At 40.7% G+C, this 20031-nt stretch carries 29 protein-coding genes; 8 read left to right on the top strand and 21 right to left on the bottom strand.

The window, feature by feature from the left end:
* Nucleotides 1-88 precede the first annotated feature (88 nt).
* From ACE1CA_RS30465 to ACE1CA_RS30455, 3 genes are all read right to left on the bottom strand, one after another.
* Nucleotides 89-937, bottom strand: coding sequence for a hypothetical protein (locus ACE1CA_RS30465; protein ID WP_413277969.1), 849 nt, complete (start codon nt 935-937; stop codon nt 89-91).
* A gap of 229 nt (nt 938-1166) precedes the next feature.
* Nucleotides 1167-1514 (bottom strand): hypothetical protein, encoded by a 348-nt coding sequence (locus ACE1CA_RS30460; protein WP_413277970.1) that lies wholly within the window; start codon nt 1512-1514, stop codon nt 1167-1169.
* Nucleotides 1515-1681: 167 nt separating this feature from the next.
* Nucleotides 1682-2437 carry a peptidylprolyl isomerase gene (locus tag ACE1CA_RS30455; protein WP_413277971.1) on the bottom strand — a complete coding sequence of 252 codons (756 nt, stop codon included), beginning with the start codon at nt 2435-2437 and terminating at the stop codon, nt 1682-1684.
* 392 nt (nt 2438-2829) lie between these two features.
* On the opposite strand from ACE1CA_RS30455, the gene carA reads away from it, so the two are divergent.
* The 5 genes from carA (at nt 2830) to ACE1CA_RS30430 (ending at nt 6719) form a co-directional block, all read left to right on the top strand.
* Nucleotides 2830-3993 (top strand): glutamine-hydrolyzing carbamoyl-phosphate synthase small subunit, encoded by a 1164-nt coding sequence (carA, locus tag ACE1CA_RS30450; RefSeq protein ID WP_413277972.1) that lies wholly within the window; start codon nt 2830-2832, stop codon nt 3991-3993.
* Nucleotides 3994-4218: 225 nt separating this feature from the next.
* Nucleotides 4219-4575: an STAS domain-containing protein gene (locus tag ACE1CA_RS30445; protein WP_413277973.1), complete on the top strand. Its 357-nt coding sequence runs from the start codon at nt 4219-4221 to the stop codon at nt 4573-4575.
* A 111-nt stretch (nt 4576-4686) separates the two neighbouring features.
* Entirely contained in the window at nt 4687-5106 is a 420-nt protein-coding gene (locus ACE1CA_RS30440; RefSeq protein WP_413277974.1) for a Mini-ribonuclease 3, read from the top strand.
* Nucleotides 5107-5312: 206 nt separating this feature from the next.
* On the top strand, nt 5313-6368 hold the full coding sequence (rlmB, locus tag ACE1CA_RS30435; protein ID WP_413277975.1) for a 23S rRNA (guanosine(2251)-2'-O)-methyltransferase RlmB: 1056 nt from the start codon (nt 5313-5315) through the stop codon (nt 6366-6368).
* Between the two features lie 69 nt (nt 6369-6437).
* Nucleotides 6438-6719 (top strand): DUF1816 domain-containing protein, encoded by a 282-nt coding sequence (locus ACE1CA_RS30430; protein ID WP_413277976.1) that lies wholly within the window; start codon nt 6438-6440, stop codon nt 6717-6719.
* Nucleotides 6720-6785: 66 nt separating this feature from the next.
* On the opposite strand, the gene ACE1CA_RS30425 is transcribed toward ACE1CA_RS30430, so the two are convergent.
* From ACE1CA_RS30425 to ACE1CA_RS30415, 3 genes are all read right to left on the bottom strand, one after another.
* The gene (locus ACE1CA_RS30425; RefSeq protein ID WP_413277977.1) at nt 6786-7646 is read right to left on the bottom strand and encodes an alpha/beta fold hydrolase; all 861 of its coding nucleotides are present in this window, start codon (nt 7644-7646) and stop codon (nt 6786-6788) included.
* 40 nt (nt 7647-7686) lie between these two features.
* Nucleotides 7687-8421, bottom strand: coding sequence for a DsbA family protein (locus ACE1CA_RS30420; RefSeq protein WP_413277978.1), 735 nt, complete (start codon nt 8419-8421; stop codon nt 7687-7689).
* 157 nt (nt 8422-8578) lie between these two features.
* Nucleotides 8579-8830 carry a UPF0175 family protein gene (locus ACE1CA_RS30415; RefSeq protein WP_413277979.1) on the bottom strand — a complete coding sequence of 84 codons (252 nt, stop codon included), beginning with the start codon at nt 8828-8830 and terminating at the stop codon, nt 8579-8581.
* Here ACE1CA_RS30415 and ACE1CA_RS30410 point away from each other — a divergent pair.
* Nucleotides 8829-9338, top strand: a complete 510-nt coding sequence (locus ACE1CA_RS30410; protein WP_413277980.1) for a CdiA C-terminal domain-containing protein — start codon at nt 8829-8831, stop codon at nt 9336-9338. The two genes, ACE1CA_RS30415 and ACE1CA_RS30410, sit on opposite strands and share 2 nt — an antisense overlap.
* Nucleotides 9322-9564 carry a hypothetical protein gene (locus ACE1CA_RS30405; protein WP_413277981.1) on the top strand — a complete coding sequence of 81 codons (243 nt, stop codon included), beginning with the start codon at nt 9322-9324 and terminating at the stop codon, nt 9562-9564. Before ACE1CA_RS30410 ends, ACE1CA_RS30405 begins: the two co-directional genes overlap by 17 nt.
* 45 nt (nt 9565-9609) lie before the next feature.
* On the opposite strand, the gene ACE1CA_RS30400 is transcribed toward ACE1CA_RS30405, so the two are convergent.
* The 15 genes from ACE1CA_RS30400 to ACE1CA_RS30330 form a co-directional block, all read right to left on the bottom strand.
* On the bottom strand, nt 9610-9957 hold the full coding sequence (locus ACE1CA_RS30400) for a type II toxin-antitoxin system PemK/MazF family toxin (protein ID WP_413266657.1): 348 nt from the start codon (nt 9955-9957) through the stop codon (nt 9610-9612).
* Complete coding sequence (locus ACE1CA_RS30395) at nt 9954-10196, bottom strand: hypothetical protein (RefSeq protein ID WP_413277982.1); 243 nt, start codon at nt 10194-10196, stop codon at nt 9954-9956. The genes ACE1CA_RS30400 and ACE1CA_RS30395 overlap by 4 nt, the downstream gene beginning before the upstream one ends.
* Nucleotides 10197-10332: 136 nt before the next feature.
* Nucleotides 10333-10476 carry a type II toxin-antitoxin system HicA family toxin gene (locus ACE1CA_RS30390; RefSeq protein WP_486517592.1) on the bottom strand — a complete coding sequence of 48 codons (144 nt, stop codon included), beginning with the start codon at nt 10474-10476 and terminating at the stop codon, nt 10333-10335.
* Nucleotides 10476-10568 carry a hypothetical protein gene (locus ACE1CA_RS30385; RefSeq protein WP_486517989.1) on the bottom strand — a complete coding sequence of 31 codons (93 nt, stop codon included), beginning with the start codon at nt 10566-10568 and terminating at the stop codon, nt 10476-10478. The genes ACE1CA_RS30390 and ACE1CA_RS30385 overlap by 1 nt, the downstream gene beginning before the upstream one ends.
* A 78-nt stretch (nt 10569-10646) precedes the next feature.
* Nucleotides 10647-10997, bottom strand: coding sequence for a hypothetical protein (locus ACE1CA_RS30380; protein WP_413277983.1), 351 nt, complete (start codon nt 10995-10997; stop codon nt 10647-10649).
* A gap of 243 nt (nt 10998-11240) precedes the next feature.
* Complete coding sequence (locus ACE1CA_RS30375; protein ID WP_413277985.1) at nt 11241-11612, bottom strand: DUF2283 domain-containing protein; 372 nt, start codon at nt 11610-11612, stop codon at nt 11241-11243.
* Nucleotides 11613-11616: 4 nt separating this feature from the next.
* Nucleotides 11617-11751, bottom strand: coding sequence for a hypothetical protein (locus tag ACE1CA_RS30370; RefSeq protein ID WP_413277986.1), 135 nt, complete (start codon nt 11749-11751; stop codon nt 11617-11619).
* A 48-nt stretch (nt 11752-11799) separates the two neighbouring features.
* Complete coding sequence (locus tag ACE1CA_RS30365) at nt 11800-11946, bottom strand: hypothetical protein (RefSeq protein ID WP_413277987.1); 147 nt, start codon at nt 11944-11946, stop codon at nt 11800-11802.
* A gap of 265 nt (nt 11947-12211) precedes the next feature.
* Entirely contained in the window at nt 12212-13135 is a 924-nt protein-coding gene (locus ACE1CA_RS30360; RefSeq protein ID WP_413277988.1) for an RpnC/YadD family protein, read from the bottom strand.
* Between the two features lie 220 nt (nt 13136-13355).
* Nucleotides 13356-13622, bottom strand: a complete 267-nt coding sequence (locus ACE1CA_RS30355; RefSeq protein WP_413277989.1) for a hypothetical protein — start codon at nt 13620-13622, stop codon at nt 13356-13358.
* A 345-nt stretch (nt 13623-13967) separates the two neighbouring features.
* Nucleotides 13968-15563, bottom strand: coding sequence for a hypothetical protein (locus ACE1CA_RS30350; protein ID WP_413277990.1), 1596 nt, complete (start codon nt 15561-15563; stop codon nt 13968-13970).
* 214 nt (nt 15564-15777) lie between these two features.
* Nucleotides 15778-16677, bottom strand: coding sequence for a S1 family peptidase (locus ACE1CA_RS30345; protein WP_413277991.1), 900 nt, complete (start codon nt 16675-16677; stop codon nt 15778-15780).
* A gap of 57 nt (nt 16678-16734) precedes the next feature.
* On the bottom strand, nt 16735-17445 hold the full coding sequence (locus ACE1CA_RS30340; RefSeq protein WP_413277992.1) for a S1 family peptidase: 711 nt from the start codon (nt 17443-17445) through the stop codon (nt 16735-16737).
* 91 nt (nt 17446-17536) lie between these two features.
* On the bottom strand, nt 17537-18139 hold the full coding sequence (locus tag ACE1CA_RS30335) for a COP23 domain-containing protein (protein WP_413277993.1): 603 nt from the start codon (nt 18137-18139) through the stop codon (nt 17537-17539).
* A gap of 93 nt (nt 18140-18232) precedes the next feature.
* On the bottom strand, nt 18233-18391 hold the full coding sequence (locus ACE1CA_RS30330; RefSeq protein WP_413277994.1) for a hypothetical protein: 159 nt from the start codon (nt 18389-18391) through the stop codon (nt 18233-18235).
* A 102-nt stretch (nt 18392-18493) separates the two neighbouring features.
* Here ACE1CA_RS30330 and gatA point away from each other — a divergent pair, with 102 nt between their 5' ends.
* Nucleotides 18494-19954 (top strand): Asp-tRNA(Asn)/Glu-tRNA(Gln) amidotransferase subunit GatA, encoded by a 1461-nt coding sequence (gene gatA, locus ACE1CA_RS30325; RefSeq protein WP_413277995.1) that lies wholly within the window; start codon nt 18494-18496, stop codon nt 19952-19954.
* The last annotated feature ends 77 nt before the right edge of the window (nt 19955-20031 follow it).

The raw sequence follows: 20031 nt of genomic DNA, 5'->3' as shown, positions 1-20031 counted from the left end.
TCATTAGAAGCCCGATTGTTACAAGATATTGATTTGTAGTGGTTAAGTCAGCACAAATTACGACTAAAGTCGTTACAACAAACAGATGTCACTCTGCTAAACCTGATTCTTGGAATGCTTGTGTTAATAAATCTGTTAATTGCAGTTTTTCCCCCCATTGGTTGAGATAGCTAAAATCTAGATTTTCTCCTTGTAGTTTTAGTACACCTAAAATATCACGCCATTGTTTTTGCGATTCTCTGGCAGTCATGCGAAACCAAAGAAGTTTTTGTAATACTGTATCTTCAGGGGAACAGACATAAAACGATTTACTAACATCATTGTCGGGAATATGTAACTGGCGGCGAGACATTTGAGAATGAGAAAAATCATCGTCACGCATCACAAATAAATCAGCTTTTTCGGTTGTTGCTAAATGAATCACATTAAACGATGAAGTTCTCCCATTAATCGCTTCTATCACTGCTACTTCGCTGATGTAAAATTGTCCTGCCATTGCTTGAATTAGTGGTTCTACCTGGGCAAATTGAATGTCGATCGCTAAATCCAAATCTTCAGTATATCTTACTTCTCCTTGAAGGGAACTGGCAACGGAACCGCCAACATAATAAGGAATATTCAGAAAGTTGAGGATAGTTGCTAATTGGTGTGCCAACCAAATTGGATCTTCTAGCATTAATTCTCCTGAATATTCTAATCTGCTGATAAAATCAGCCCATTCTTGTCCTAAACGTTTCCTCACATATTGCTGTTTAATTTTCGTTGGTGAGGCATGAGGAAATTGGTTTTGAATTCCCAATAAAGCTAAGACTGAACCTTTTTTAGCTACTCGTTGAAACAAAGCTTCTTTTTGCTTTGGTGTCATTTTGCGCCAAAGGGCAAATTGAACTTGCTCTGCTTCAATAGAAGTATCGATCGCCTGAGTCCGATAACCCATCTTAAACAATTTTAGATTTCACATTAAAGATGACTAACCAACTAGTTACAGAAAAAGTGAAAAACACACAGCTATCTAGCAACAAACTCACTGGGATATTCGGTGGCTTATTTCAGAATTATATCTTGGTTAGCGATCGGGGAAATTTCAATTATCAAACCTGGGGGCAGAAAAAAAAGAGAAAGATACTAGTAAAAGTAACTTATCTGCCCCTAACATTTAACAAGCTTTAATCTTTTTTTACTTGATGATGTAACTCATAAATCTCGCTATCTAACCCTAGCCGTTGCATTACAGCTTTAGCGTGTAGCACCTTATCAGCAGCAGACATCACATCGCTGAGTATACCGAAAATAGTAAGAGCAGCATCTACATCTTGCAATTGTTTGATCAATTCCTGCTCATTCTCACCAGAAGTCGCGTGTAAATCGCTGACAATACGACTTCGTTTTACCTGAAAATGAGAATAGGAATTCTTAAAATATTCTTGCAATTGCGATACCAATGAAGCGACAGATTGATTGTCAGCTAAAAAATTCAACTTTTCCGTTTCCATGTTAACCAGAGTGATGAACAACAGTTTTCTTTAAGATACACTGTAAATGCAGATTTCTCTTACTTCTGGTAGAAAACTTTCGTTTTAGAGATTAGGTAAGTTTTGAGGATTCTCGAATCAGCATAGTCTATTTTGAATTGCTCTAGAGGTAGAGACGTTTGATGAAACGCCTCTACTGGCGATCGAGATTAACTAAGCAATTTTACATTTAGCTTTTGTAGTCTTTCCCCTAACCACCGTTCAAACAACTCATTTTGCAATGCTTGTCTTACTTGGAAATCTTCCAAAGAACTAGGTAAAAACTGCTCAACCCGAAACAAACCCCAACGTCCTTCCACTTGTAAAGGCCCTAAAATAGTTCCAGCTTCAGCCTTTATTACCTCACTCTGAAGAGGTTCTGGTAAAGTTCCCATACTAATAGCGCCCATCATTCCATTAGCTAAACGCTCCTCAGTCAAAGAATGTTCTCGCGCCACTTGTTCAAAACTATCACCTGTTTCAATTTGTTCGCGCAGTTTTTCTGCTTCATCGGGATTATCGACAATAATACGCGATAAAACTACACGGTCTAGAAAAATTTTGCGCTCATTGTAATAATTTTGCAAGTGGGATGAAGTTACTTGAGCCTTCAGTTTGTCTAGCTTAAAATTATAAGCAAACTGATTGTGAAAAGTTGGGTAATCTATACCCTTACTATTTAACCATTCTTGAAAACGCTTAGGATCGGTCAACTGACTTTGAATGCGAAAATCAATTATTGCCTGTTCCACAAGTGCATTTTCAATTTGAGGGTCGCCCAGCTTGAGTTGTTCTTGCTCAATAATGTGCTGTCGCAGAATATCCCCGATAAAAAGCCCTAGTTTGCCACAACTTTGCAGATATCGCAAAGCTTGTTCTAAAAAAATGGGCTGGTCATCAACTATCAGAAATGATTGGGAAGTCATGAATTAGCCAGAGTTTACACAATTAATTTCCTTGCCCCTATTAATTTTATGGCTCTTGTGACCATCTTTTAAGAAGGCAGAGGAGTTGGGGACTGGCGAGGTGGGGAGATGTAGCTACAGAATCTCCCCACCTCGCTACCTTTTCTTCCCAATCCCTAGAACACCAATTCAGTAATCCCAGAAACCGGGTTTCTTTGACTTGGGGTAACGAAATATTGACTGTGCGAGCGAAAGAAACCCGGTTTCTCATCGCCGACGACAATACTGAATCGATGTTCTAGTCCCCAAGTCAGGGAATGTAATCAAATCCCAACATTAATTTAGAAGAAAAATCTCACAACTCTTGGAGGTCGTGTAAGATTGACATCGCTACGAATCAAAGACAGGAATTTATGGCACTTTTAGATGCTCAACCAGCGCTGCTTGTTTTAGCAGATGGCACAACTTTTCGGGGTTGGTCATTCGGTGCGCCAGGAACGACTATTGGGGAAGTAGTGTTTAACACTGGCATCACTGGATATCAAGAGGTTTTAACCGATCCTAGTTACTGCGGTCAAATTGTGCTTTTTACTTATCCCGAACTGGGTAACACGGGTATTAATCCTGAAGATGAAGAATCAGAACGTCCCCAAGTTCGAGGTGCTATTGCGCGTAATATTTGCACTCGTCCGAGCAATTGGCGATCGACCCAATCTTTACCAGATTATTTGAAACAATACAATATTCCGGCAATTTACGGTATCGATACTCGTGCTTTAACCCGGAAAATTCGAGAGTTTGGGGCAATGAACGGGGGAATTTCTACGGAAATCCTCGATCCATCGGAGTTACTTGCTAAAGTAAAAGCGGCTCCGAGTATGGCTGGATTAAATTTAGTGAAAAATGTGACTACTCGGAAGGTTTATGAGTGGTCTGAACCTACTAATCCGGTTTGGGAGTTTAAACCAGTAGAAAAAACTGAGGAATCTTTTACGGTTGTGGCACTAGATTTCGGTGTGAAGAAGAATATTCTTCGCCGTTTAGCTAGTTATGGTTGTCGGGTGATTGTGGTTCCGGCTGATACGCCAGCAGAAGAGATTTTAAAATACCATCCTGATGGGATTTTCCTTTCTAATGGCCCTGGCGACCCAGCGGCTAATATTGAGGGGATTGAAACTACGAAGGCTTTGCTGAAGGCGGAAAAGCCTGTGTTTGGTATTTGTATGGGACACCAAATTTTAGGTCTTTCTTTGGGTGGCGATACTTATAAACTGAAGTTTGGTCATCGGGGTTTGAATCAACCTGCGGGGTTAACGGGAAAGATTGAGATTACTAGCCAAAATCATAGTTTTGCGATCGATCCACAGACAATTCCCGATGCTGAGGTGGAAATTACTCATCTTAATTTGAACGATCGCACCGTCGCTGGCTTACGTCACAAATCCCTACCTTTGTTCTCTGTCCAGTATCACCCAGAAGCCAGTCCCGGCCCCCACGATGCTGACTACCTGTTTGAACAGTTCGTCGAGTCAATGCGCCAAAATCGCCAAGCTCAAGCTACCTCTGTTAAAGGGTAGAGGGACAACTTTAGGGGCAGGGGTGCAGGCTTTCACTCACAATTCAAGTACGGACAATTCATGAATTGTCCGTACCACTCAAAACTTTCCCAACCTCAAATCCCCAATCCCCTATTTTACAAATCCATCCTCAAATATGTAGACAAAATTCCAGAAACTATATATACTGGAGCCTCTAGTGAAGGACAAAGGAGCTAGGAGGGAACTATTCCTGACCCACTTAACTTGACCGTAAGTCTTAGGGGCACAAAAGATGTCCAAGATAATTACCAGTTATTTCGTCTTACAGGCTTATTAGATGCGTTTTCGGAACCGAATTTTCGTAAAGCGATCGCAAATTGTATTGAAGAAGGGCCAAAAAATATTATTTTGGATCTTTCCCAAATCGATTTTGTCGATAGTTCAGGTTTGGGTGCTTTGGTACAAATAGCCAAGCAAGCTCAAAATAACAAGGGCAGTCTACAGATTGTCTCTAATCCCCGTGTTACTCAAACAGTTAAGCTAGTACGTTTGCAAGAGTTTCTATCTTTGCAACCAACGTTAGAAGCTGCCTTAGAAAACCTCAAAGACAAAAAACAATAAGCTGGCAAGACGAAATATTTCTCCTGCTATCCGGTGAATTTCTGGATAGCTAATTTGTTGTAAAAATTTTTAATTATTCTCTATGAGTATTTATGGTAAAATTCAGAAGCGATGTTTCATCAGCCGCTCTCAGGTATAAATTGTTCGTTGTCAGAAGTTAATCAGCTTTCTCCTGTTGCTTTGGCATATATAGGAGATGCAGTTTTTGAGTTGTATGTTCGGAGCCGTTATCTTTTCCCGACGAAAAGGATAGACAATTATCATCGGCAGGTGGTGTGTCAAGTGAGAGCAGAGAGTCAGGTGAGACATTTGCGATCGCTCCAACCCCATCTCACAGAAGCGGAGAGCGAAATTCTCCGGCGCGGTCGAAATGCTGCTGGCTCCGGGCCAAAGCGATTATCTGCAAAAATCTATCAAGAAGCTAGTAGCCTGGAAACTTTGATTGGATATCTTTATCTCACTGATTCTCAGAGGTTAGCTCAGCTGTTAGCTAAATTAGACTTTGATTTCCCTCAAGGGGAAGAGTCTTAAAATAGAACTCAAGACAGCTGAAACTACCAATTTGGAATATGTACATTAAGATCAGACACTTGATCGAAAAGCGGATTGGCTATTGGCGATCGGATTGGTTAAAAGACTGATGAGTAGTTGTTTGCTTTTTCCCTACCACTCTAGTTAAGACTTTTTGAATCACCAATTAATCATTCCCTAAACTAACTGAAAATCCCTACAAAATAATGAGTAAAAATTACCGCCCGGAAAATCCAGGTCAGTCCAAGCGCAGTAGACCTCTCAAAGGCAGGTTAAACCGACCATCGGTAAACCCAATTCGTAAAGTAAATAATAATGTTCCCTTGCCTGAATTACGAAATGAGTCTCGCCATGAGTCTGGTGATGAACCGCGACGGGAACCGCGACGCGAACCTCGAAAGATATTGACTCGACAGGTAAATACTCGACGAGAACCGCAACAGGTAACTTATGAAGTCAATGGAGAATCTGAAGATACGGATTTGATTTATGGTCGTCAGTCCGTGTTAGCTGCTTTAACGAATCAGCGTTCTTTGAATCGAATTTGGATTTTACCGCAACTGCGATACGATCCCCGGTTTCATACGTTGTTAACCCAAGCGAAAGCAAATGGTACCGTAATTGATGAGGTAGAAGCGAAGCGTTTAGATTACATTACTCACAGAGCAAATCATCAAGGAATAGCGGCACAGATTGCGCCTTATGAATATGTGGAGTTAGGAGATTTAATTTCCCAAGCTAAAAGTGTTTCCGAACAACCAGTAATTGTGGTTTTGGATAGCGTGACCGATCCCCATAATTTGGGTGCAATTATTCGCACATCAGAAGCACTGGGAGTTCATGGTTTAGTAATCCCACAACGACGTGCGGTCGGAGTTACGTCAACTGTGATTAAAGTCGCGTCGGGGGCTTTAGAAAATCTACCAGTGGCGAGGGTGGTTAATTTGCGATCGGCCCTAGAAGAATTAAAGGCGGCAGGTTTTTGGATTTACGGTACAGAGGCTAATACCGATCGACCAATACATACGGTTCAGTTTACTGGCCCTATAGTTTTGGTGGTTGGTTCTGAAGGGGAAGGTTTAAGTTTGTTGACTCAACGTTGCTGCGATTTTCTAGTTTCTATTCCTTTAGGAGGAAAAACACCAAGCTTGAATGCTTCAGTTGCAGCAGGAATGGCTCTTTATGAGATTTTCCGCCAACGTTGGTCAAGTACACTACACCTAGAAAAGTTAAAAAAAGATACTTTGAAAAAAGAAAGGTAACAGAGTATAAAGAAATTTAAATAAAGAAGCTCACTAGATAGCGTTTATCCTAAAGGACAGGTTGAGGTCATGAAAGAATTTTTGCTCAGCATTCTAAATTTCTTCGGGTTGGCTTGGTGGCTGGAAGTTATTACCCAAAAGCCCCAATGTACTTACTATTTCGGCCCTTTTTTGACTGCTAAGGAAGCTCTAGCTTCTAAGACTGGTTATTTAGAAGATTTGGAAATGGAAGGGGCGATCGGTATTGAAGTGTATATTAAACGCTGTAAGCCAAATAAACTGACAGTCGATGGCGATTTGGGGGAGAGAATTGACCGCAAGGCTTCACCAGCTTTTAGCGGTCAGTTTTAGGGCAGATTTTGCTAGGAGGAAGGCAGAAGGTCAAAATTCCCCTTGTCCTCTTGTCTCCTTGTCTCCCTATCTCCCTATCTCCCCACCAGCTACTACTGCGGGACGATCTGCAATCCAGCGATCGATATCTCTAATTACCTGTTCGGGAATTTCCCAAGGAAAAAGATGGGCGGTGTTGGGATAACATTGCCATTGTGAGTTTTTCAGATGTTGTGCCGTTTCTAAACTAGATTCAGGGGTAATGTGGCGATCGGCTGCTCCCGCTAACACTAAAGCGGGGCATTGAATTTGCCATAGGTCTTGAAGTCGGTTATAACCTGTTCTAATCGCTGTAGTTAAAGCCTGTGTAGCGGCTGACGATGTTCGTAAATAAGCTGCAACTGCTTCTGTGGCAATAAAGTTGTAAGTCGCTGGAGTATGTTGTTGAATCAAGTAGCGAAACAGCGATTTTTTGCCGAAATTTTCAATATTCCATTCCCAACCCGGTTGTAATTGATTTACGATCGCCGCTAGTCCAGTATAAAGATTATCTTGCCAACTAATAGGCGGATGACTACCACGAGGACGGGCAGCGGTGGCAATTAAAATTAGTCCGCTCACTTTTTCCGGGTTTCTCAACGCTAATTCTAAAGCCAGAATTCCTCCTAACGACCATCCCAGTACTAGGCAACGATCAATCTGTAAGCGCTCTAGCAGGCTTTCTAAGTCGATTAAATGGTCTTGCATGACAAAATTGCCCTGGCAACGACTTTGACCATATCCGCGCAAGTCAGGGGCGATGGTTTGAAAGCGTTGGGAAAGGTGTTTGGTAAAAACGGACATACTGTTACTAGAACCAGGATGTCCGTGTAAACAAAGAATAGGAAATCCTTTGCCTTGAATGTTAACGTTGAGTTGCATTGTTGTTTGTCCTTTGTCATTAGTCATTGGGCAGAAATTTTCGCTAATGACTAATGACTAAACATAATTAGCTTTTAACACGGGTTAAAACATCTTCTACGTCTGATAATTGTACTGCACCGGAAAATGTTGCGCCGTTCATGATGAAAAAGGGAGTGCCGGAAATGCCAACGCTTTCTCCTAAAATTAGATCTTCGGTGATGGCTTTTTCGGCGTTTTGGCGATCGCTATTAAACTTATCCAAATCCAAATTCAAATTTTTGGCAGTTTCTAAATAAAAGTCTTCCCCAAGTTTATTTTGCTGAGCAAATAAGGCATCATGATATTGCCAGAATTTACCTTGTTGCCCAGCTGCCCAAGCTGCTTTTGCTGCTGGCAAAGCTTCGGGATGAATGCTAGATAAAGGGAAATGTTTGTAAACTAAAGTGACTTCATCCTGATGTTTTGCCATGAATTCTTTAATAGTTTTGTGTGCTTGGGCACAGTAGGGACATTGAAAGTCAGAAAATTCTATTAAAATAATTTTTTTGGCAGGCGCTCCTGTAATTGGAGATTGAGCAATTATAGCATCAGGATTAGTTTTCATTTGTTGAACAAATGCCTGTTGTGCCTGAACTAATTGATTTTGAATTTTCTGTTGGTATGCTTGGACAGATTCAACAATTGCTTCTGGATGTTGGCGGATAATTTGTAAAACTTGTTCTTCTAATTGTGGGGAAATTCTAGTAGCTGCTTGGGCGGGTGATGTCCACAGGAAGAATGTTAAACTCAGTAGCAAGAGTAAGGCGCGGATTATCGGCATAATTCACCTCATGAGTTGGTTATTTTTTAGATATTGTTATTGTAATAGGAATCCGATCTGTGCGCTCCTAAAGCTCGCATCAGGAGGCTTCTTTGCTAGTAGCTGTCCTACTTGATGAAGGTAGAGCAATGGTGATGTGTTAACTATGACTGTAGTTTCAGGCATTATGTACATCTCGCTCTAATTCTTCTGTGGTTAAAGAAAAGGGCGATACCTGATATTTTCCTAGTAAAAGAAGGAATTGTACTCGTGACATTCCGGCTAACTGTGCCGCACGTCCTGATGATAATTTGCCGAGTTCAAATAATTTAACTGCGGCTAATATTTGCAGTTCTCTAGCAATTGTTTCGGGTGTTTCTTTAAGGCTGATTAATACTTCTTCGGGAATTTGGAGTTGAACTGTAGTCATGTTTATTGTGTCCCAATATATTGAGGAAAGTTGGGAAATTTATAACCAAGCTGCACCAGAATATGAAAGATATTTTTCTAATGAAAATACTGGTGGATTTGTCCTCATCCATAAAAATCACAATATTACAGATTCAGAAAGATTTGTGGCTGAAGTTTTTGCTCGACAGGGAAAAAGGGTGACGTTATTGAGCGAACAAGCTGCATCTGGGATTAGAACACCTGATGCTGAAATAGATGGAGAGTATTGGGAGTTTAAGCAACTGAGTGTAGAAGCAATCAATGTTAGCAATGCAGTTCAGCGAGGTGTGGCTGTAGCTAAGAAACGCGCTCCTAATGTGGCTTACCATATAGATAAAGATGTTGATATTGGAGATATAAATAGAGGGATTGCTAGAGCTATGGTTTGGGATACAGAAAGGCTGTTGCAAAAAATAGCTTTGGTTTTTAATGATGGTAGAATTCAGGTTTTAACTAGGGAGGAATTGGATAATGGAGAAAAATTTTAATAGTATTAAACAAAGGATCGAACTGGGTATCAGAAATAATATTCCTGTGGAATCAAAGTTAATTATGCTTGGGGAAATTGTCTATGCAACAGAACGGCAAGATTTAACTCCAAAAGAAGCACGAGAATTGGAAGCTTTGCTAAATTTAGAAGAATCTATAGGGGATTATAAAATTATTAGAGAACTAGCAATTTTTGGGGAGTTAGTTTCAGTAGAAACTGTTTAGCGATCGCATAAATAACAGAACATAGTCCGATCGCATAACCTTTTCCTATAATCCTAAAAGAATGCGTAGTCTTTCTTCTACCATATTCATTGTTGTTGCAGAAACTATACCCAACTTTTGAGAAAGCCTTTCTACACTAATTGAGCGTACATCTTCACATTTAATAAAACTTTTTTGTATTAGTCCTCCTTCAGGAGGATTAATCTCAACATGAAAAGGAATTCCTTTGTCTTTTGAAGTAATTGGTAAAACCACTGCTAAACCAGATGCACCTTGATTGAATAGGTCTACAGATACGACTAAACAGGGGCGTTTACCCGCCTGTTCTCGGCCTTTGGTAGGATTTAAATCAACGAGCCATATATCGCCGCGAGATGGTTTAATTGAAGTCATTCTAATCCATCAGTTAAAGTTACATCCCAGGCTTCTCTTTCTTCTATTTCGTTAGCCCACGCTTCTGGATTATTGCGTAAAGCGGCGTAAGCATTGTTTGCTTCTTCCAAAAACTTTTGTCTTCGGTATTGTTCGATCGCTTTATCAAGAATTTCTTGGATTGATTCCCCAGAACGTGCAGCCATTTCTTGCAGGGTTTTGTAAGATGTGCTGCCGATCGCAACTCTACAGTTTTCCATCCTGCTACCTTATTTATTTGCCTACAAAATAGGAAATTAAAAATTATTTTAACACATTTTTATAATGATTCTTTAATTTGTTTGTCTCAAGCGATCGCATAAATAACAAAACATAGTTCGATCGCCTTTCCTAAACTTATTCATGAGGATTTGGGATTGTGATTCGCTGGGTATCTCTTAACATGAATTGGTGTTTTTTACCGGAATAGGGACCTTCAAATCCCAACTGTCTCAAATAATAAATTAAATCCTGACGTTTAATCGGGCCTAAAGGTGGCATCAGGCGGCTTCCTTGCTAATAGTTAGATCGATTCCATCTATTACGGGTAAGGGAAGGTTTAGGGTAAGGCTGAGTAATATCCAATCTTCCAAAATTTCCTGCAATTCTTCTCGACAGGCATCAAGAGAGCACGCTACGCGATCGCATTTTTTTCTGGTAGTGCGCTACCTTCACTCTTCTTGCCTACCAAATAAATGCTCTAAAATACGTTGACTTTCAGTTCTCAATCCTCTAATTTCCGCAGTCATTGTTTCAATATGACGCTGAATTGCCTCAAAGTTACGTTGGCTGACTTCATGATTGCGCTGATGAATTTCAACTATTTGCACAAGCGAACTTACTGTCGATCGCAATTCGGTGATCGCGGCTCTTTCTGCTTGCCATTCTGATCGCAATTCGGCAATCTCTGCTCTTTCTGCTTCCTGCGCTGAACGCAATTGAGCGATCGCTACTGTATTTGCTTGTATTTGAACTGCATTAGCCTCTATGGTAGCTTCAATTCTGTCTAGTCTTTCAGTCATGATAATTTAGTTTTTTATAGTCTATTTTCCAATTTTGCCACAAAAAGAATTGACTAACGATCGCAAAATCATTAACAAACAAAAAGCGATCGCATAACCAAAAACAATCCATCGCACTTTTTCCCACCAACACAAAAAAGAACGATATGCAAGAGAACACGCTACGCGATCGCATTTTCCAAACTTAGCTGAAAAAAGCGATATGCAAGAGAGCACGCTACGCGATCGCATTTAATATTAGCTTTAACCTTCAATCCCAACGGGTATTGATCGCACGGATACGATCGGAATTGTTTCGACGATCGACAGCGTGTAAGCTGAAAGATGTAAATATTTGCTGACTGGTTCGTTGAGCAATATATCAAAGACAATTTCTTGCATTTCCCTTGATAGTTGAGCTAATCCTGCGATCGGGAAACTGCGGGTTCCCATTTCTGTTTTTTGACTTAATACGGAGTATTCAAAAATATTGATACTTATTGCTTTTCGTTGGGATTTATTAATGCGTAACAGAATATGTTCTGTCAATTCTATGCCTGTTGCTTCCACCCCTGATTTAAAGGAGATGGTGAGAGTATCGCTGATTTCATCATATTTTATATTTGGGTTGCTCATACAATTAACCAATGAATTTTTGATAGGCTGTCACAATATAGTTATTTGGTACTGGTTGACCGTCTTTACCTTGAGTATATCGACAGAGAACGATCGCAACAATATGGGTATTGCTTGGTTCTAAATCTTCAAAAGCCATTATATAGCGATATTTTTGGGGGTTTAATGAATCTTGGGTACGACGACCTCAACGAATCGTTTGCTCAAGAGATTCTTCACAATCTGCCATTTCTGGATGATTTTCTGGGTCGATGATGTGTGACCATCGTTCCTCACTCAAATATATATTATTTCCATAGCGATCGCGAACTATCCAGCGTTTCTCAACCTCCATAATATTTGCTTTATTGCCGTTAAAAAGTTTAGAAATTAGATGAATTATATCAGAGAAATCATCGAATGAGTAAATCTAGTGGCGATCGCCTTTTTTTCTGGTAGTGCGATCGCATAACCAAAAACAACCCAATCGCACTTTTCCCATCAACACAAAAAAGAGCGATCGCCTAACTCAAAACAGTTCGATCGCACTTGCTAAAGAAACCCAGTTTTTCTAAAAAACCGAGTTTCTGAAAAGGTTATTAAGAAAATCATTATTAATTCTATCTGCTAAACCTAGCCAATAATTCATCACGGGATAATTGCAACAGCAACAAGGTAAACTCTTCAGGCGGTAACTCTAACAACGACTCAACTATTGATCGTAGTTCCTCATCCAATACACCAAAGCGAACTCGAAGCAAATTTTCGACAACAATGCTTTCTCCTTGTTGTATTCCTCGTTCAATACCTTGTTGTATTCCTCGTTCAATACCTTGTTGTGTAGCTTCATTTAACCTCTCTAAATAAAGCGGTGATAATTCCATAATTAACTCCCTGTCTTCTGCATCTAAGTTTTGATTTGTTTCGAGAATGACGCGCAGGTTATACAATAACTCTAGCGCATTTGCTCGTAATGAGTTATCTTCTGGTAGTGCGGTCAATTCATTAATTGCTTTTTTTTGGACTGTTCCCTTACCCAAAATTCTCAGCCAGAGTGTTTCTGGAGTAGGTGGTAACTGATGAATGGCTACGATCGCAGTTTTCAGGTTTTCTGGTAGTAAATAAACTCCTTGCGCCCAGTTTTCGACATCAATACTTGCTCCAAAACTATCTAATAACAATGGTGATGCTGTAGGGGAAAGAATCCATAATTTTGGTAAGTCAGATTCGTTAATTTTTGTATTTTCTCTTTTTGCCTGACGTTCTATATCTGCATGAACGTCAAATAATTTACTCATGCAACTGCGAATTTGGCTGCTGGTAACTGGATTACGGAATGGTTCAATAATGGCGGGTGCGGTGGCAATCTTACCTAATAATCCCAAGATTTTTGCTGTACTTGTTTGTGTTGATGATGGGGTAAATAAAACATCGATTTCTCGCACTTCTCCGGCTACGTTGCGGCTAGTTTCTACTTGTCCTAATGGTGTTAATAATTCTTTCAGGTATTCTTTGGCAAATTGATCGTGGGGAAAACGAGTCATTAGGGATTTTCATACTCTATGTATTAATTATATTATTTGGTGGTTCATCTATTTCAGTTAATCACATTAATCAGGCCGATCGCATAACCAAAAACAACCCAACCGCACTTTTTGCCATCAACACAAAAAAGAACGATCGCCTTTCCTAAACTTAGCCGAAAAAAGCGATACGCCTACGGCACGTTACGCGAACGCATTTTTTGCTAGTAGTGCGATTACCTCACTCTTCTTGCCTACCAAATAAATGCTCTAATATTCGCTGATTTTCCGTGCGAATGCCTCTAATTTCGTTCATAATCGCTTCAAAATTACGTTGACTTACTTCATGATTGTGCTGATGGATTTCGACAATTTGCACTAGTGAATTTACTGTCGATCGCAATTCGGCGATCGCGGCTCTTTCTGCTTCCTGTGCTGAACGCAATTCGGCAATCGCTGCTGCATTAGCTTCTATAGTAGCTTCAATTCTGTCTAGTCTTTCAGTCATGATAATTTAGTTTTTTATAGTCTGTTTTCCCATTTTGCCATAAAAAGAAGTGACTAACGATCGCAAAATCATTAACAAACAAAAAGCGATCGCATTTTTTTCTGGTAGTGCGATCGCATATCGTAGGAATTAGCGATCACGCTCGAACTTTTCCAAATTCAGATTCAGGTTTTGAGCAATATTCAGAGTTAACTATCTGAAATTGTATAGCGTTTCCCAATTGGATGAGGTACAGACGAATACCAATAACTTTGCTGTCAAGAAATTCTGCGTACTTCATTCAATTGAGAAACGCTATAGTAAGGCAAAAAAATCATAGAGATGAGAGAACGGATTATGCTTAACCTAGTTTGAACGCCTTTCAGGAGAGCCATTTTTCATAAAATCTTCACAACTAAGCACAAAAGTTGCATTCCAAACACCACAATATGAAATATAAGGTGGTGGCCCTGGCTTAACCCATTGTTGAAGTCTTATACGGCAAACTTCTCTAACTTTGTCCTCTTCTTCCGGCAACTTGAAAGTATTAGGAGCACAAGTACCAGTTCCTTGTGGTAACTGTGGTTGTGGTTGTGGTGGAGGTAAAGGTTCTTGATAGTCAAGTCCAGCACAATAGCCTTGTAAGGAAGCACCGCAACCTAAAGCAGCATTGGATAGAGCTTCAAGGAAATCTTTAAGTGGATTTAACATTAATTTATCAGTTAAAGATTCAATTGCCTTCCAAGATGCTGATTCCACAGCACCCGTAAAGTCTCTACTAAACATCTGCCAATATATGTCAATTGCACCCGGAATTTCACCAGTTTGATTATTGAACAAGTCTATTGTAGCCTTAAGTTTTTTAATTACTTCTGACACCATTTCACAAGCTGGGCATAGAACTAAATGGATTGGATCTATAGCTGCTATAACTTGATTTTTATAAGTGTTTGTTTTCTTGGTCATCAATGAAGTTTGAAGCTTGGACGAATTCCTAGACTTTTCTACTTTGAACAGCCACCTTCTACCTTGGCAGTCTGTATAGTCCATTGCTATTAAGCGAGGACTAATAATTTCAAGTAACATCTTTTCGTTCAAGTTACTCTTCCCCTCTATTCTCTTTTTATCAGATGAAGAGCTAAAGTTATAGGTTCTAGGAACACTTGCCGTTGATGGACAGGAATTTTGATTACCACCTTTTCGTGTTGCAGTGAAAGGCAAAATTACCCCTTGACAGTCCAATTTTCCAGTGATTTGATTACCATCACTGCTAAGTGTTCCAGTCACAGTCACGAAGTCTGACTGTAAATTTACTTGATTACCGGATAGAGTACCCTCACCTACAAAGGTAATATTTACTATTGGATTAGATGCTGATTGCATCTCAAGTTTGTTGCCATTCTGATTCAGCAAAGTTGGTTGAATCATTTCAGCGTTAGGCACCGGAGTACAAGTAAGTTTGGAACCGTCATAATTTAACTTAAAATCTTGTGTTTTAAAAGTCCATTCACCAGTGAGATTACCTTGACCACGACCAGTTATGTTAGGTTGTGATGGCGGAGAATTACTAGGGTTAATAGGATTGGTATTAGGATTATTAAACTCAGGACGTACAGGAAAATTTGGCCCTGGATCTTGGGGAAATGGTGGTGCTTGTGGATTACTTTGTTGTGGGGAAGGGGTACTTGGTTGAGGATCTCCAAATTCATTGGGATCTCGCTGTGCTAACAAATCACTAAAACCATCAAAAATAGTGTTTTCTATAGCAGGGGGAGTTGCTGCTACTACTCGCTGAGAAGATTGTCCCCAATTTGCTGTACAAACCATTGAATTGAAACTGAAAATCCCACAAACTAAAGTGGAAAAAACGCGATTTACCCAAGTACCAGGAACGAGTAAAGCACCAAAAATAGCGGCAACAAAACTCACCAAACCTAGAACTAAAAAACGAATGCAACGCATAAATTACCTCGTTTCAAAATTGTTGAATGTCAAGAAAACTCAAAAATGCCTTCAGTCAATTTGTAGGGACGGGTTTAGCAAATATTCTTTGTTTGTTACAGATAACCTCACAACAAAACCCGCCTCTCCCAACCTTGTAGAGACGTTGTATACAACGTCTCTACAATATGTGTAATCGATCGCAAATCATCCAACAGTTTTTTGCAATTACCTCCTAAAATCCAAAACCAGGAATTCTCACAGGGATAACTCGCTGAATAATTCCAATGCCAACATTAAGGGCAAAATTGTTATACCAACCCTTAACTTCTTCGCGGGAAGGTTGAGTTGCAGCGACATTATCTGCTGGTTTATTATCCCTAGTGATACTAGAAGAATTCATCCCAGCTTCAGGCATTAAAGCGACAAAAGTATTAATCGGAACTGCGGCATTAAATCCAGTTTTAATCTCTTCTTGTCCACCTGATTCTGTTTGTACAGCACCAGTGCGATCGCCCTGTCCATGAATTCCAATTACTCGTCCATTCACATCAAAAACAGGGCCACCACTCATTCCCCGGCGAGTCACAGCATCATAACGAATCGTATAACCTTGGGGACGACTACTAGGACGACTGCTAACTTGTCCAGCAGTAAATTCAAATTCTCTTTGTCCACCAGCTTCAATTGACTGCGGATAACCAGCAATATAAATTCCCGATCCAATTCCCGCCTCATCGGAATTACTAATTGCCGCAACAGCTTGTGGTTCGGGACTTTCAAAAGTCACAATTGCTAAATCGGGATCGTTGGGATTTTTCGCCAAATTAACCACAGATTTTGCCGTATAAGTTTTGCCTTTACTGGTGTAAATCTGGTATTCCAAATTGGGATTTTGTACCACATGATTAGCGGTCAAAACTGTATAGGTATTGCCACTTTTCGCAATAATTACTCCAGAACCACCCAAATCATTACTCAGCGGATTGTCAATTCTCACCGTTGTAGGAACAGCAATTTGAGCCACATCTTTTGCAGTTTTAGCCATAACAGGTTGGCTAATTACCACAACAGCAACAGCTGTACCTGCCAAAATTCCGGGAACATAATTAAACCGAGAAAAACCTAAACTCATAACAAACTCCTAAAAAATACAGGTACGTTGTTGCGCTTCAGCGCCAAATCTTTAGCGCTAAAGCGCAACAACATACTTACTAATGGGAATTCCCCAACTCGAATTCATCATTTGCTGTAACATTGCAGGTGAAGGTTCGCTGCCATCTTCAAAGGCATAAACGCCAAAATCTGGATCGCGATTTTTCACCCTGCCATTAATCCCAATTAACAAACCATTGGCATTAAAAATTGGCCCCCCACTCATCCCCACCGCAATATCATTGGTGTAGCCTAAGCGATAACCTTGATACAGAGATTTCGGCAACAATAAAGACACTTCTCCAGAGGTAAATTGAAAAATTTGAATACCTCGATCGAATGTCGTATTGATAGTTCCTGGTTGATACATGGGAAAACCAGCCGCAAAAACCTTTTCTCCCACCATTGCAGGTGCTTGGCTAACAGGTGCAACTGCGTAATTAGCCACGCTGCGAAATTGAATTACACCTAAGTCTTGATTCCCCAATTGTTTGGGCGGAACAATTGGAGAATAGCCACGATTATCGGGAGTAATAACTGTGTATTTGCTGCCAAAAGCAACAACGTGCCAACTAGTTAAAAGCGTGTAAACTTGCCCTTGTCGCTTAACAATTACCCCAGAACCAGAAGCATTACCAGAAAGGATGCGAACAGTAGTTAATTGTGCCAAGCGACGAACATTAACAATTTGAATTTCTTCATTTGCCGAATTAACCGGAAATGCAGAAACCAGGTTCGTAGTAAGCACTGAAGTGCTTAAAATTCCTACAAGTACGTAATTGAGCTTTAGCGCTAAAGCGCAACTACGTACCAGTACCAGTTTTAAACCGGAAATCACCTTATAACTCCCGCTGTGAACCTGAACCAGTTTGAGGTGCTGGTTGCACGTTGGTTGGCGCATTCATCCGGGTTGATGGCGCATTACTGTTACCGTCTTCTCCCAAACGTTCGCGCACATCAATGTAAGGGACATTGCCACTTTCATTCAGAGAACGCACACCCGCTTGACCTTCGCGCCATGCTAAAAGACTATTCAGCGTCCGAACGGCATCTTGATTAGGTTTCAGGGTAAAAATCAAATTCTCACAGCGTCCATTAATCACGCTGGCAGTGCAAACAACCCTTTGACCATTCATCATGCCAACAGTGATATATCTCAACTGTTTGTTCAGGCGATAGTTTTCCAAACGGGCACTAACTTCTCGACAGCGAGTTAAAGGGTCATATCCGGCACTTCGGAAAGTATTGGAAACCCAACGAATCCAAGGTTCGCTGGCACCTTGGGCATTTTGGTAAATTGTGACGGGTACGCCGCTAGATATGTCACAATAAAAACCCTTTGCGGCAGAGTTTTGTGCCTGACTCGGTTGGTGAAATGTGCCGAATGCACTAAGGCTAACAACTCCAGCAGTGAAAACTTTGGTCAGTATTGATAGTTTCATAGTTGTTTCAACTACACAAGGTAGCTACGGGAAATTTACTACCTATTAAATATTCCCAAAATAGCCGAGCTTGGCACAGACCGCCATAAAACTTTACATTTGATTGCGTAAAAGTGGATGTTTAAACGTTAAAATAACCTGTTTATCTGCCCAGAAAAAGGTTTGGCGGTTAAAACCGCGACTACACAAACGAAGTCCGCGCAGGCGGACTTCCCGGAAACCTGCGTAGGCAGGTTTTGTCTGTGTAGCCACGACTTTAGTCGTTGGGAGAATTGCTCGATCGAGGTAATTTTCAATTCGGCGAGGAAACCTATACTTATAGATCTGGGCAATCAGATAAAAAGAGGTCGCTGCATGGCATCCATCCGCGAGTTGCACCAACAACTCATCACCAAAGAACGTTCGGCTGTAGAAATAACTAAGGAAGCTTTGGAACGCATCGAGGCGGTAGAACCGAAAGTGCGTAGTTTTTTGTGCGTCACAGCAGATCAGGCTTTAGAAAAGGCAAAGGCGGTAGATGCGAAAATTGCCGCTGGTGAAGATATTGGACTGCTGGCAGGAATTCCTATTGCCATTAAGGACAATATGTGTACTAAAGGAATTCCCACTACTTGCGGCTCAAAAATTTTGCAAGGTTTTGTCCCTCCCTACGAGTCAACTGTAACCCAAAAGTTGGCGGAAGCTGGGGCGGTGATGGTGGGTAAGGCGAACATGGACGAGTTCGCAATGGGTAGTTCTACGGAAACTTCGGCTTATCAGGTTACAGCTAACCCTTGGGATTTGCAAAGGGTTCCCGGTGGATCTTCGGGGGGTTCGGCTGCGGCTGTGGCGGCTGATGAAGCTGTGGTGTCTTTGGGTTCGGATACTGGGGGATCGATTCGGTTGCCTGCGTCTTTCTGCGGTATTGTGGGTATGAAGCCGACTTATGGTTTGGTTTCCCGTTTCGGTTTGGTGGCTTATGGTTCTTCTTTGGATCAAATTGGGCCATTTGGAAGAACGGTAGAAGATGCAGCTATTTTACTGGGTGCGATCGCAGGTTACGATCCCAAAGATTCCACTAGTTTAAATGTGAAAATCCCCAACTATGCTAAATCTTTGAAACCGAATTTCAAAACTAGGGGTGTTCTGAGAGTTGGCGTGATTTCGGAAACTTTTGGTCAAGGTTTAGATCCAGTTGTCGAGAAAGCTGTAACTAAGGCGATCGAAGTTTTGCAAGAATTAGGTGCAGAAATTCATGTAGTTTCTTGCCCTCGGTTTCAATACGGTCTACCAGCATATTACATCATTGCACCTTCCGAAGCTTCGGCAAATTTAGCCCGCTATGATGGAGTGAAATATGGGTTACGAGATGAAGAGGCAAATACTCTTTTATCTATGTACACTAAGACTCGCGCTGCTGGATTTGGGACGGAAGTAAAGCGGCGGATTATGTTAGGAACTTATGCTTTATCAGCAGGTTACTATGATGCCTATTATTTAAAGGCACAAAAAGTCCGCACTTTGATTAAAAAAGACTTTGATAGTGCTTTTGAAAAGGTGGATGTTTTAGTTTCTCCCACTGCACCAACAACGGCATTTAAAGTAGGTGATAAAACTGCCGACCCTTTAAGTATGTATTTGACTGACTTGATGACAATTCCAGTTAATTTAGCTGGTTTACCTGGGTTAAGTGTTCCTTGCGGTTTTGATGAAAAAGGTTTACCAATTGGAATGCAATTGATCGGGAGAGTATTGCAAGAGGAATTACTGTTGCAAGTAGCTTATGCTTACGAACAAGCAACTACTTGGAATCAACGTAAGCCGAATTTGGATTAACTGGGGACTGGGGATTGGGGATTAGGGACTGGGAAATTACCAATTCCTAATTCCTCACCAATTACCAACTACCAACT

It is taken from the genome of Floridaenema evergladense BLCC-F167 (assembly GCF_041929205.2).
Lineage (GTDB): Bacteria > Cyanobacteriota > Cyanobacteriia > Cyanobacteriales > Aerosakkonemataceae > Floridanema > Floridanema evergladense.
This window is presented reverse-complemented; position numbering and strand designations above follow the sequence as displayed.